At 67.6% G+C, this 12,440-nt stretch carries 12 protein-coding genes and 1 pseudogene; 9 read left to right on the forward strand and 4 right to left on the reverse strand.

Going from position 1 to position 12,440, the window contains the following annotated elements:
• The 4 genes and pseudogenes from G3N92_RS35360 to G3N92_RS23025 all read right to left on the reverse strand — a co-directional run.
• A pseudogene (locus tag G3N92_RS35360) lies at positions 1–269 on the reverse strand (sensor histidine kinase); the annotation flags it as partial.
• A gap of 423 nt (positions 270–692) precedes the next feature.
• Complete coding sequence (locus tag G3N92_RS23015) at positions 693–1,463, reverse strand: ferredoxin--NADP reductase (RefSeq protein ID WP_206129886.1); 771 nt, start codon at positions 1,461–1,463, stop codon at positions 693–695.
• Positions 1,464–1,688: 225 nt separating this feature from the next.
• The gene (locus tag G3N92_RS23020; RefSeq protein WP_206129887.1) at positions 1,689–2,498 is read right to left on the reverse strand and encodes an endonuclease/exonuclease/phosphatase family protein; all 810 of its coding nucleotides are present in this window, start codon (positions 2,496–2,498) and stop codon (positions 1,689–1,691) included.
• 3 nt (positions 2,499–2,501) lie between these two features.
• A complete protein-coding gene (locus G3N92_RS23025; protein WP_206129888.1) occupies positions 2,502–2,999 on the reverse strand; it encodes a hypothetical protein in 498 nt (165 codons plus the stop codon).
• Here G3N92_RS23025 and G3N92_RS23030 point away from each other — a divergent pair.
• From G3N92_RS23030 to G3N92_RS23070, 9 genes are all read left to right on the forward strand, one after another.
• The gene (locus G3N92_RS23030; RefSeq protein ID WP_206129889.1) at positions 2,998–3,195 is read left to right on the forward strand and encodes a hypothetical protein; all 198 of its coding nucleotides are present in this window, start codon (positions 2,998–3,000) and stop codon (positions 3,193–3,195) included. The two genes, G3N92_RS23025 and G3N92_RS23030, sit on opposite strands and share 2 nt — an antisense overlap.
• A 236-nt stretch (positions 3,196–3,431) precedes the next feature.
• Positions 3,432–4,412, forward strand: coding sequence for an AAA family ATPase (locus tag G3N92_RS23035; RefSeq protein ID WP_206129890.1), 981 nt, complete (start codon positions 3,432–3,434; stop codon positions 4,410–4,412).
• A gap of 195 nt (positions 4,413–4,607) precedes the next feature.
• Positions 4,608–4,916: a high-potential iron-sulfur protein gene (locus G3N92_RS23040; RefSeq protein ID WP_206129891.1), complete on the forward strand. Its 309-nt coding sequence runs from the start codon at positions 4,608–4,610 to the stop codon at positions 4,914–4,916.
• A 180-nt stretch (positions 4,917–5,096) separates the two neighbouring features.
• The gene (locus tag G3N92_RS23045; protein WP_206129892.1) at positions 5,097–6,410 is read left to right on the forward strand and encodes an MFS transporter; all 1,314 of its coding nucleotides are present in this window, start codon (positions 5,097–5,099) and stop codon (positions 6,408–6,410) included.
• A gap of 300 nt (positions 6,411–6,710) precedes the next feature.
• Positions 6,711–8,327, forward strand: a complete 1,617-nt coding sequence (locus G3N92_RS23050) for an ABC transporter substrate-binding protein (RefSeq protein ID WP_206129893.1) — start codon at positions 6,711–6,713, stop codon at positions 8,325–8,327.
• A 118-nt stretch (positions 8,328–8,445) separates the two neighbouring features.
• Positions 8,446–9,456, forward strand: a complete 1,011-nt coding sequence (locus G3N92_RS23055; protein ID WP_206129894.1) for an ABC transporter permease subunit — start codon at positions 8,446–8,448, stop codon at positions 9,454–9,456.
• Positions 9,457–9,460: 4 nt separating this feature from the next.
• The gene (locus G3N92_RS23060) at positions 9,461–10,372 is read left to right on the forward strand and encodes an ABC transporter permease subunit (RefSeq protein ID WP_206129895.1); all 912 of its coding nucleotides are present in this window, start codon (positions 9,461–9,463) and stop codon (positions 10,370–10,372) included.
• 2 nt (positions 10,373–10,374) lie between these two features.
• On the forward strand, positions 10,375–11,370 hold the full coding sequence (locus G3N92_RS23065) for an ABC transporter ATP-binding protein (RefSeq protein WP_206129896.1): 996 nt from the start codon (positions 10,375–10,377) through the stop codon (positions 11,368–11,370).
• Positions 11,367–12,383: a peptide ABC transporter ATP-binding protein gene (locus G3N92_RS23070; protein WP_206129897.1), complete on the forward strand. Its 1,017-nt coding sequence runs from the start codon at positions 11,367–11,369 to the stop codon at positions 12,381–12,383. The genes G3N92_RS23065 and G3N92_RS23070 overlap by 4 nt, the downstream gene beginning before the upstream one ends.
• The last annotated feature ends 57 nt before the right edge of the window (positions 12,384–12,440 follow it).

Here is a 12,440-nt window from a genome sequence, read left to right on the forward strand (position 1 = left end):
TCGGGCAACCAGGTGTCGAGATTGGCGAGAGCGAAGCGTGCGCCGGTCAGATCGGCGCCGAGGCCGTCGTGCAGTTCGCGGGCCAGGTGGCGGCGCGCGTGTTCGTCGGCGGCGGCAAGTTCGGCCGACAGATCGGCGAGGTGCGCGCGCTGGGCGGGCGACGGTTCGGGGGCAGTGGACATCGGGTCGGCAAGCAGGACAAAACGGGCCGGATGGTCGTCCGGTGCGGGTGCGGCGTTCGCGTCGAATGCGATACGCGACCTGTCCATGCGGCTCCTTCCAGCTAAAAATCAGGGTCGATTCGGGCCGCCAATCCGTGCCGGGGCCAGTGCCGGCTGCGCTTCAAAAGCCTTGCCGGGGTAACAGAATTTACATTCTGTAATAAATGTTTTGACCCTTCGCAAAACTGATAAGGCAGGTCAAAACGCAACGGATCTTAACTCAGAATAAATGAGCAAGGCGCGCGGGACGGGGGGTTACCGAGGAAATAAACTAAAAATCTGATGGGTTGTGTCGGAAAAATCCGACACGTGATTTCGCGTGAAAAAACAACGTTTCGTAGCGTTGACAACGCAGAAACAGCAAGGTTTTGTAACGCGCAGGGCGAGAACTGTAACCGGAAGATATGTCCGGGAAATAAAAAAACCGGAGCCAGGCTCCGGTTTTTATGTGACAAACGGCCGCGGGGGCGATCAGTCGACGAATGCGCGTTCGATCACGTAGTGGCCCGGCGCGCTGTTCTTGCCTTCGACGAGGCCGGCCTGCTTGAGCAGTTCGGTGGTGTCCTTCAGCATCGCGGTGCTGCCGCACAGCATGACGCGGTCGTTCTCGGGCGAGAACGACGGCACGCCGAGATCGCTGAACAGCTTGCCGGTGGCGATCAGGTCGGTGATGCGGCCCTCGTTGTCGAACGCTTCGCGCGTGACGGTCGGGTAGTAGACGAGCTTGTCCTTGATGATGTCGCCGAGGTATTCGTGGCCCGGCAGGTCGTGCTTGATGAAATCCATGTACGCCAGCTCGCCCTTCAGGCGGCAGGTGTGCGTCAGGACGATCTTGTCGAAGCGTTCGTAGATATCCGGATCGCGGATGATCGACATGAACGGCGCGAGGCCCGTGCCGGTGGACAGCATCCACAGCGTCTTGCCGGGCAGCAGGTTGTCGGCGACCAGCGTGCCGGTGGGCTTCTTGCCGATCAGGACCGGGTCGCCCACCTTCAAGTGCTGCAGGCGGGAGGTCAGCGGGCCGTCCTGCACCTTGATGCTGAAGAACTCGAGATGCTCTTCGTAGTTCGGGCTGACGATGCTGTAGGCGCGCGCGAGCGGCTTGCCGTCGACCTCGAGGCCGACCATCGTGAATTCGCCGTTATTGAAGCGCAGGGCTTGATCGCGGGTGCAGGTGAAGCTGAACAGCGTATCGGTCCAGTGGTGGACGGACAGGACGGTAGCGGTATCGAATTTGCTCATGGAATACGGATACGAGACGGAAAACGAGGGCACCGGCCCGATCCGCAGACCGGCCGATGGCGGGCATGTCGCTCTCGAAAGCGCAGGCCTACCCGTTAATAGACGTTTGGAGAACCCCGTATTTTACCCTGCTTGAGGGCGCAACGCGTTTGACCCCGGCGCCGGCGCGGAAATGCAACGGAAATTTCGTGATCCTGCCGATTCCGTCAATGCCGCGCGGGCGATTCAATCCACGCGCAGGCGCGCGACGTAGGGCAGGTGATCGGACAGCCAGGCGGTGTCGCCGGTGGGGGCGCGCCATTCGAGCGGCGTGAAGCCGCGCACGAACATCTTGTCGAGCGCGAGCGCGGGCGAGAACGCCGGAAACGTGCGGCCCGATTCGCCGAGCAGCGTGGCCACTTCCGACAGGCCGATCTCGCCGAACAGCGGCACCGAATCGTTGCGCCAGTCGTTGAAATCGCCGGCCAGCATCAGCGGGCCATCTTGCGCGTGGCGTTCGATCCAGTGCGCGATCCAGGTCATCTGGCGCAGCCGCGCCGCGCGCGTGAGCGCCAGGTGCGCACACAGCAGCGTGATCGGCGCCGCGCCGGCCAGCGTGGCGCGCGCGACCAGCAGGCCGCGCCGCTCGAAGCGGTGCGCCGAGATGTCCCAGCGGCCGCCGAGGTCGAGCGGATGCGGCGAGAGGATCGCGTTGCCGTGCCGCCACGACGGCTTGAACACGTTCGGGCCGAGCGCGATCTGCCAGTCGAGCGCGCGCGCGATTTCGGTGGCCTGGCAGTGCCAGACATCGTCGACGGGATCGTCCATCGGCGCGCCGAAGCCGGCCGCCAGCACCGGGCGCGGCATGCGGCGCGCCATCGCTTCCTGCAGGAAATAGACGTCGGCGTGGGTCGATTCGACCCAGCGGCGCATGGCGTTCCACGCGGTGAAGCCGAGCGGCGAGCGCCCCTTGTGCAGGTTCCAGCTCACCGCGGTGATTTCGTTCGGGGCCGATTCCGGCTTGGCGAACGGCAAGGCGTGGGAAGCGGCGTGCATGACTCAGTCCTGTTGCACGACGTGCGCGCGCACCTGGTAGAGCAGGTGCGCGTTCTTGTCGGCCGGGGCCCAGTCGGTCCAGGTGTCGGCATGCACGGCGAGGCCCGGATGATTGGCCGAGATCTGGCGCGGCGCGAGCGTGCAGCCGTCGCCGTCGTCGAGCGTTTCCTGCGCGTCGAGCTGCAGCGTGACGGCGCCGCCGTCGACGTAGAGCGGCGCGACCGTCACGGTGCGCGTGCGCTCGGGGTGGACCTTCGCCACGATCGACGCATCCTTGCCCGTGCAGTTGGCCGGCAGCGTGACCGGATAGGTGTGCGTGTCGGTGCGCGACTGGCCGACCGTGGTGGTGCGCTGGAACGTGTCGACCGTCTGGCCGTCGTGCTGCACGCGGATCTCCCACGCGATCGACGGCGGCGCGCCGGTGGCGGCCGGGCTGCCCGGCGCGGCCTGGGCCTGCGCGGCGAGCGGCGCGGCGGCGAACAGGCCGGCCACGGCGGCCATGGCGGCGGCCGATGCGGCGGCGCGAACGGAAGCGAAGCAGGAGAGGCGAAGCAACGAGGACATCGGAGGCGCGAACCGGCTCGAAACGTGTCCGGCCCGCCGCGCGGCATTCGGTTTCGCGCCGCGCGCGGTGCGCGTGCGGCCAGCGACGGGGGCGGTCAGCGGCGAAAGCTCGGTCATCGGCAATTCCTCGTGAAGCCGGCGGCGCGGCGGCGGACGGCCGGCGCGCGACGCGGTGAATCGTCGATGATACGCGCGCTTGCCGCGCCGTGCAGCGCCTGGCGGATTGGCAGCAGACGCCGCCGAGTGCTGGCTTGCGCGGCGCTTTTGTCTGCCCAACACTGGCTGCGAGGGGTCTGATGCCGCGCCGGGCAGCAACGGCGGCAGCGGTGGCGTGCCCGGGGCAACCGGGCTGGCAAGTGGAGGTGTGCAATGACGACGGCGATGGTGAAACAGGAATTGGCGGTGGCGTCGTTCAGCCGGGTCTACGATCTCGAGCAGATCGAGACGGCGCTGAACGATCTGAACGACGGCGCGAGCGAGGCCCTGCGCGCCACCTACGAGAAGATGCTGAAGACGGGCAACCTGCGCTTCTGCGTGAAGCCGACGCGCATGCCCGCGTTCGACGCGCTGGCCGAGGCGCTGCCGAATTTCTCCGGCCCGCTCGACGACGTGCGCAAGCAGGTGGCGCTGTGCCTCGAAACCGAAGACCGGCTCGAACTGATGCCGATCCTGCTGCTCGGCGCGCCCGGCATCGGCAAGACCCACTTCGCCAAGGCGCTCGCGCAGATGCTCGGCACCGCCTATCACTACGTGCCGATGAGTTCGCTGACGGCGGGCTGGGTGCTGTCGGGCGCGTCGTCGCAATGGAAGAACGCGAAGCCGGGCAAGGTGTTCGACGCGCTCGTGAACGGCAGCTACTCGAACCCGGTGATCGCCATCGACGAAATCGACAAGGCCGGCAACGACGCGCAATACGATCCGCTCGGCGCGCTCTACGCGCTGCTCGAACACGACACCGCGAGCAGCTTCGTCGACGAGTTCGCCGAGGTGCCGATCGACGCCGGCAACGTGATCTGGATCGCCACCGCGAACGACGCCGCGTCGATCCCCGAGCCGATCCTGAACCGCATGAACGTATACGAGATCGCGCCGCCCGACGCGGCCGGCGCGCGCCGCATCGCGCAGACGATCTACGGCGAGATCCGCGGCACCCATGCGTGGGGCCGGCGCTTTCCCGAGCAGCTCGGCGAGGACGCGCTCGCGGCGCTGGCGGCGGTGCCGCCGCGCACCATGCGCCGCGCGCTGCTGCACGGCTTCGGCGCGGCGCGGCTCGACGGCCGCGATGCGGTGCGCGCCGGCGATATCCGCGCCGACGACGGCATGCCGAAGCGGCGGCCGATCGGCTTCTGAACGCGCGAGGGGGCACGACGGGGATCGCGCGGCTTGCAGGCGCACGACGCTGAAAGCGCCCTGCAAGCCGCGCGGCTTCAGCGCTGGCTTATCTCCGGCATTCGTCAGCGCAGAGGCCATGCAGGAACGTTATGCTTCGGCCGTGCCGCCGTCAGAGCGGCCGTCCCCCATCGCAAGAAGCTGGAGCACGTCCCCATGAAAACGTCCCGTCGCAGTTTCCTGATCACCAGCATCGGCACGATGTCCGCGCTGGCGCTGTCGCGCGAGGCCTTCGCCGCGCCGTTGCTGTCCGAAACCGATCCGACCGCCGTGGCGCTCGGCTACAAGGCCGATGCGTCGAAGGTCGACAAGGCCAAATTCCCGAAATTCGCCGCCGGCCAGGATTGCGCGGCCTGCTCGATGTATCAGGGCAAGAAGGGCAGCGCGTCGGCGGGCTGCATCGCGTTCCCGGGCAAGGATGTCGCCGCGAAAGGCTGGTGCAGCGCGTTCACGAAGATGGCCTGACGGCCGATCGCGCCCGGCGGCGTGCGCGCCGCATCGCAGCCAACCCGGCCGGCTTCGCCCGCCGGGTTTTTTTACGCCGCTTGTAATCGCGCCCATCGCGCCCCTACACTCGCTGACACCACGGCCCCGCCGCAGCGCATGCGCGGCGCGCGCCGCGCAACCACGACGAACGGGAGACGCATGGCTTCGGCAACCGACAAGACCCAACCGGCCCACTCCACCCGCGCGGGCCGCGCCGCGCCCGGCCGCCGCGCGGTGATCGCCGCCGTGATCGGCAACGCGCTCGAGTGGTACGACTTCACCGTGTTCAGCTTCATGGTGGTGGTGATCGCCGAGCTGTTCTTTCCGAGCAGCAGCGAATACGGCTCGCTGCTGCTGACCACCGCCACGTTCGGCGTGGCGTTCTTCATGCGGCCGGTGGGCGGCATCGTGCTCGGCCTCTACGCCGACCGCGCCGGCCGCAAGGCCGCGCTCTCGCTCGTGATCCTGCTGATGACGGGCGGCATCTTCCTGATCGCCGCCGCGCCCACTTATGCCGCGATCGGCATCGGCGCGCCGCTTCTGATCGTGTGCGGGCGGCTGCTGCAGGGCTTCTCGGCCGGCGGCGAATTCGGCAGCGCCACGGCGATGCTGATCGAGGCGGCGCCGCCGTCGCAACGCGGCTTCTACGGCAGTTGGCAGATGTCGAGCCAATCCGCCGCGCTGCTGGCGGGCGCGCTGGTCGGCACGCTCGTCACGCACGGGCTGTCGCCCGAGGCGCTGCGCAGCTGGGGCTGGCGCGTGCCGTTCGTGCTCGGGCTGCTGATCGGCCCGATCGGCTATTACCTGCGCCGCCACCTGGCCGATTCGGACGCGTTCGTGGCCGCGCGCGACAGCGCGCGCCGCGCCACGCTCGGCGAGGTGTTCTCGCAGCATGGCCGCGAGGTGATCTGCGGGCTCGGCTCGGTGATCGCGCTGACGGTGACGATCTACGTGCTGATCGGCTATCTGCCGACGTTCGCCGTCAAGCAACTGAAGCTGCCGTACGACCAATCGTTCTACGCGGTGATCGTCGGCGGGCTGCTGCTGACCGTGCTCACGCCGCTGGCCGGCGCGTGGTCGGATCGCATCGGGCGCAAGGCGCTGTCGCTGTGGTCGCTGGTGGCCACGCTGGTGCTGATCTACCCGCTGTTCCTCTGGCTCGACGCCGCGCCGAGCGTCGGCCGGCTGGTCGTGGTGCAGGCGGTGCTGTCGATCACGCTGTCGGGCTACTACGGGCCGTTCGGCGCGATGATGGCCGAGCTGTTCCCGGCCCGCGTGCGCTCCACCGGGTTGTCGCTTGCGTACAACGTCGCCGTCATGCTGTTCGGCGGATTCGGCCAGTTCATCGTCACCTGGCTGATCCGCGAGACGGGCACGCCGCTTGCGCCGACCTACTACGTGATGGCCGGCATCGCGCTGTCGGTGGTCGCGGTGGCCTGCATGCCGCGCATCGCGCCGGGCGAGGCGCGCTGACGCGGCGGCGCGGTTCTGTCATTTCGTGCACGGTTCGGGGCGGGGGCTCCGCTGTGCCGGCAAGTGTTCCGCGCGGGCCGCCAAATCCGGCGCCGTGTTTAGCAATTCGACGAAACGCCACGGCCTGCGATGCCGCGTCGCAGCAGGCCGCGCGCGCCGCGCGCAAGCACGCCGGAAATCGGCGGGCAAGCCCGGCCGGGCGTTGGCGTAGGCATTTTGGCCAGCTTGTTCGCCGCGCGTAAGCTCAAGTAAGATCGCCGCACGCTGGCGCCAGCCGGCACGAGACCTGGAGATACCACAATGAAATCCAATCGTCTGTTGCACGTCGCGATCGCGACCGTTGCAGCGGCAACGTTCGGCGTCGCCGGCGCGGCACATGCGCAGATCCCGAACAAGACGCTCGTCTATTGCTCGGAAGGCAGCCCCGCCGGTTTCGATTCGGCCCAGTACACCACCGGCACCGATTTCTCGGCCGCCACGTTCACCATCTACAACCGCCTCGTGGAATTCAAGCGCGGCGGCACCACGGTCGAGCCGGGCCTGGCCGAATCGTGGGACGTCTCGCCCGACGGCAAGACCTACACGTTCCACCTGCGCCACGGCGTCAAGTTCCAGACCACCGATTACTTCAAGCCCTCGCGCGAATTCGACGCCGACGACGTGGTGTTCACGTTCGAGCGCATGCTCGATCCGAACCAGCCGTTCCGCAAGGCCTACCCGGTCAGCTTCCCGTACTTCACCGACATGGGCCTCGACAAGCTGATCACGAAGGTCGAGAAGGTCGATCCGTATACCGTCAAGTTCACGCTGTCGGAGCCGAACGCGCCGTTCATCCAGAACATGGCGATGGAGTTCGCCTCGATCCTGTCGAGCGAATACGCCGACCAGCTGCTCAAGGCGGGCAAGGCCCCCGACATCAACCAGAAGCCGATCGGCACCGGCCCGTTCGTGTTCCGCAGCTACACGAAGGACGCGACGATCCGCTACGACGGCAACCCCGATTACTGGAAGAAGGGCGACGTGAAGATCTCGAAGCTGATCTTCTCGATCACGCCCGATGCCGGCGTGCGCGTGCAGAAGCTCAAGCGCAACGAGTGCCAGGTGATGAGCTATCCGCGTCCGGCCGACATCGCCACGCTGAAGGCCGATGCGAACCTGGCGATGCCGTCGCAGCCGGGTTTCAACCTCGGCTACCTGGCCTATAACGTCCAGCACAAGCCGCTCGACAACCTGGCCGTGCGTCAGGCGCTCGACATGGCGATCAACAAGAAGGCGATCATCGAATCGGTTTACCAGGGCGCGGGCCAGGCCGCCGACGCACCGGTGCCGCCGACCCAATGGTCGTTCGACAAGAACCTGAAGATGCCGGCGCAGGACACCGCGAAGGCCAAGGCGCTGCTCGCCAAGGCCGGCTTCCCGAACGGCTTCGAGATCACGCTGTGGGCGATGCCGGTGCAGCGTCCGTACAACCCGAACGCCAAGCTGATGGCCGAGATGATCCAGTCCGACTGGGCCAAGATCGGCGTCAAGGCGAAGATCGTCACGTACGAATGGGGCGAGTACATCAAGCGCGCGCACTCGGGCGAGCAGGACACGATGCTGATCGGCTGGACGGGCGACAACGGCGATCCGGACAACTGGCTCGGCACGCTGCTCGGCTGCACGGCGATGAACGGCAACAACTTCTCGCGCTGGTGCGATAAATCGTTCGAGGCGCTGATCCAGAAGGGCCGCGTCACCAACGGCCAGGACGCGCGCAGCAAGATCTACATGCAGGCGCAGCAGATCTTCGCGCAGCAGGTGCCGTATTCGCCGATCGCGAACTCGACCGTCTACCAGCCGACCACCAAGAACGTGGTCGACCAGCGCATCGAGCCGCTCGGCTATATCCGCTTCGACGGCGTGAGCGTCAAGTAAGCATTGGCCGTTCGCCACATTGACGTTGCTGCACCATAATTGATCCGGCGACGGGGGGCTCGGCCCCTCGTCGCCGTTTGCATTTCGTCCCCACGATTTTCGAAAACCGAGACCCGCCATGTTGCGATTTGTGTTGCGCCGCATCGGCATGGTGATTCCGACCTTCATCGGCATCACCATCCTTGCGTTCGCGCTGATCCACCTGATACCGGGCGATCCCATCGAAGTGATGATGGGCGAGCGCGGCGTCGATCCGGCGATGCATGCCGAGGCGATGCACCGCCTCGGCCTCGACCAGCCCCTCGCGATGCAGTATGTCCACTACATCGGCCGTGCGCTGCACGGCGACCTGGGCCTGTCGATCGTCACCAATACGAGCGTGATGGACGAGTTCCTCGCGCGCTTCCCCGCCACCGTCGAGCTGTCGATCTGCGCGCTCGTGTTCGCGCTCGCGATCGGCCTGCCGGCCGGCGTGATCGCGGCGCTGCGGCGCGGCACCGTGGTCGATCACGGCGTGATGGGCACCGCGCTGACCGGCTATTCGATGCCGATCTTCTGGTGGGGCCTGATCCTGATCATGGTGTTTTCGTCCACGCTCGGCTGGACCCCGGTGTCGGGCCGCATCGCCGTGGAATACGACATCCCGCACGTCACCGGCTTCATGCTGATCGACGCGCTGCTCGCGCCCGACGAAGGTTCGTTCCGCTCGGCCGTGAGCCACCTGATCCTGCCGTCGATCGTGCTCGGCACGATTCCGCTGGCGGTGATCGCGCGCATGACGCGTTCGTCGATGCTCGAGGTGCTGCGCGAGGATTACATCCGCACCGCGCGCGCCAAGGGCCTGTCGCCGGCGCGGATCGTGGTGGTGCACGCGCTGCGCAACGCGCTGATCCCGGTGGTGACCGTGATCGGCCTGCAGGTCGGCACGCTGCTGGCCGGCGCGGTGCTGACCGAGACGCTGTTCTCGTGGCCGGGCGTCGGCAAGTGGCTGATCGATGCGATCAGTCGCCGCGATTACCCGGTGGTGCAGGGCGGCATCCTGCTGATCGCCACGCTGGTGATCGTCGTCAATCTCGTCGTCGATTTGCTGTACGGCGTGCTCAACCCCCGCATCCGCCATACGAGGTGATTCGATGAGCGAACTTCCCGACGCGCTGCCGTCGGTCGCCGCCGGCGGCCGCACGCTCGCGCTGCAAGAATTCTGGCACCACTTCGCCCGCAACCGCGGCGCGGTGTTCGCCGGCCTGATCGTGCTGCTGATCGTGCTGGTGGCGATTCTCGCGCCGCTGATCGCGCCGCACAGCCCGATCGAGCAATACCGCGATTTCGTCAAGATCCCGCCGGCCTGGCTCGACGGCGGCAACTGGCGCTTCGTGCTCGGCACCGACGAAGCCGGCCGCGACATCCTCTCGCGCCTGATGTACGGCGCGCGGCTGTCGTTCTGGATCGGGCTCGTTTCCGTGGTGCTGGCGCTGCTTCCTGGCATCGTGCTGGGCCTCGTGGCCGCGTTCTTCCAGCGCTGGGCGGACACGCCCGTGATGCGCGTGATGGACGTGCTGCTCGCGCTGCCCTCGCTGCTGCTGGCGGTGGCGGTGGTGGCGATCATCGGCCCGGGCCTGACCAACACCATGTTCGCGATCGCGATCGTGGCGCTGCCCGGCTACGTGCGGCTCACGCGCGCCTCGGCGCTCGGCGAGCTGCAGAAGGAATACGTCACGGCCTCGCGCGTGGCCGGCGCCGGCACGCTGCGGCTGATGTTCTCGCAGGTGCTGCCGAACTGCACGGCGCCGCTGATCGTGCAGGCCACGCTGGGCTTCTCGTCGGCGATTCTCGATGCCGCCGCGCTCGGCTTCCTCGGCCTCGGCGTGCAACCGCCGGCGGCCGAGTGGGGCGCGATGCTGGCCTCGGCGCGCGACTACATCGACAACGCCTGGTGGATCGTCACCATGCCGGGCCTCGCGATCCTGATCTCGGTGCTGGCGATCAACCTGCTCGGCGATGGCCTGCGCGACGCGCTCGACCCGAAACTGAAACGGATGGCCTGACCATGAGCGACCTTTTGACCATCCGCAATCTCGCGGTGAACTTCAACGGCCTGCCCGCCGTCGACGGCATCGACCTGTCGGTCGCGCCGGGCGAGGTGGTGGGCGTGGTCGGCGAATCGGGCTCGGGCAAGAGCGTGACGATGATGGCGCTGATGGGCCTGGTCGACGCGCCCGGCGTCGTCACCGCCGATCAAGTCACGTTCGACGGCGTCGACCTGCTCAAGGCCACGCCGCGCCAGCGCCGCCGCATCGTCGGCAAGGACATCGCGATGGTGTTCCAGGACGCGCTGTCGAGCCTGAACCCGAGCTACACCGTCGGCTACCAGATCCGCGAGGTGCTGAAGCTGCACGAGGGGCTGCGCGGCGACGCGCTGAACAAGCGCGCGCTCGAACTGCTCGACCAGGTGGGGATTCCCGACGCGAAGAACCGCATCGATACCTTCCCGCACCAGATGTCGGGCGGCATGAACCAGCGCGTGATGATCGCGATGGCCGTGGCCTGCAACCCGAAGCTGCTGATCGCCGACGAACCCACCACCGCGCTCGACGTGACGATCCAGGCACAGATCATGGATCTGCTGGTGTCGCTGCAGAAGGATCGCGGCATGGCGCTGGTGCTGATCTCGCACGATCTGGCCGTGGTGTCCGAGGTCGCGCAGCGCGTGGCCGTGATGTACGCGGGCGAGATCATCGAGACCAACCGTGTGCCCGACATCTTCGCGTCGCCGCATCACCCGTATACTGAGGCGCTGCTCGCGGCGATCCCGGAGCACAACGTGGGCGCCGAACGGCTGGCCGCGTTGCCCGGGATGGTGCCGGGGCGCGACGACCGGCCCACCGGCTGCCTGTTCGCGCCGCGCTGCAAGTACATGGTGGGCGCGTGCCACGAGGCGCGTCCGGCGCTGGCCGAGCTGGCGCCCGGCGACGCCGCGATGCGCGCGCGCTGCATCCGGCCGTTGAATCTTCAAGCGCTCGAACCGTCGGGAGGTGCACGATGAACGCAGTCTTCGCACAGCCGCGCACGGCGGATCGCGACGACGTGGTGCTGGCCGCCGACGGCCTCGCCAAGCACTACGCGGTGCGCCGCGGCATGTTCGGCCAGGCCACCGTCAAGGCGCTCAACGGCGTGTCGTTCACGCTCGCGCGCGGCCGCACGCTGGCCGTGGTCGGCGAATCCGGTTGCGGCAAATCCACGCTGGCGCGCCAGCTCACGCTGATCGAGCCGCCCACCGCCGGGCAGTTGCGGATCGACGGCCGGGACGTGGCCGGCGCGAGCCGCGACGCGCTTGCCGCGCTGCGCCGCCGCGTGCAGATGGTGTTCCAGAACCCGTTCGCCTCGCTGAACCCGCGCAAGACCGTCGAGCAGACGCTCGGCGAGCCGCTCGCGATCAACACGCCGCTCGGCCCCACCGAGCGCGCGGCGCGGATCGCCGAGATCATGCGCACGGTGGGGCTGCGCCCCGAGCACGCCAAGCGCTATCCGCACATGTTCTCGGGCGGGCAGCGCCAGCGCGTGGCGATTGCGCGCGCGATGATCCTCGAGCCGCAGATCGTGGTGGCCGACGAGCCGGTGTCGGCGCTCGACGTGTCGATCCAGGCGCAGATCCTGAACCTGTTCATGGATCTGCAGCAGCAGTTCGGCACCAGCTACGTGTTCATCTCGCACAATCTGTCGGTGGTCGAGCACGTGGCGGACGACGTGATGGTGATGTACTTCGGCGCCGTAGCCGAGCTGGGCGACAAGGCCAGCATCTACGCGCGGCCGCGTCACCCGTACACGCGCGCGCTGATGTCGGCCACGCCGGCGATCTTCGAGTCGGACCGGCGCATCCAGATCAAGCTGGAAGGCGAGTTGCCCTCGCCGCTCAATCCACCGTCGGGCTGCGCGTTTCACCAGCGCTGCCCGTACGCGGTCGAGCGCTGCCGTGCCGAGGTGCCCGCGTTGCGGGAGGTCGATGGACGGCAGGTGGCCTGCCATTGCGCCGAGGAGGTGGGTGACGGTAATGCCTGAACCCAGGGCGGCGGCGCAGCGCGGCGCGGTATTGGCCGTGCGCCGCCAGCAGTCGGG

Origin of the sequence: Burkholderia sp. Ac-20379 (assembly GCF_017104645.1) — a bacterium.
GTDB lineage: Bacteria > Pseudomonadota > Gammaproteobacteria > Burkholderiales > Burkholderiaceae > Burkholderia.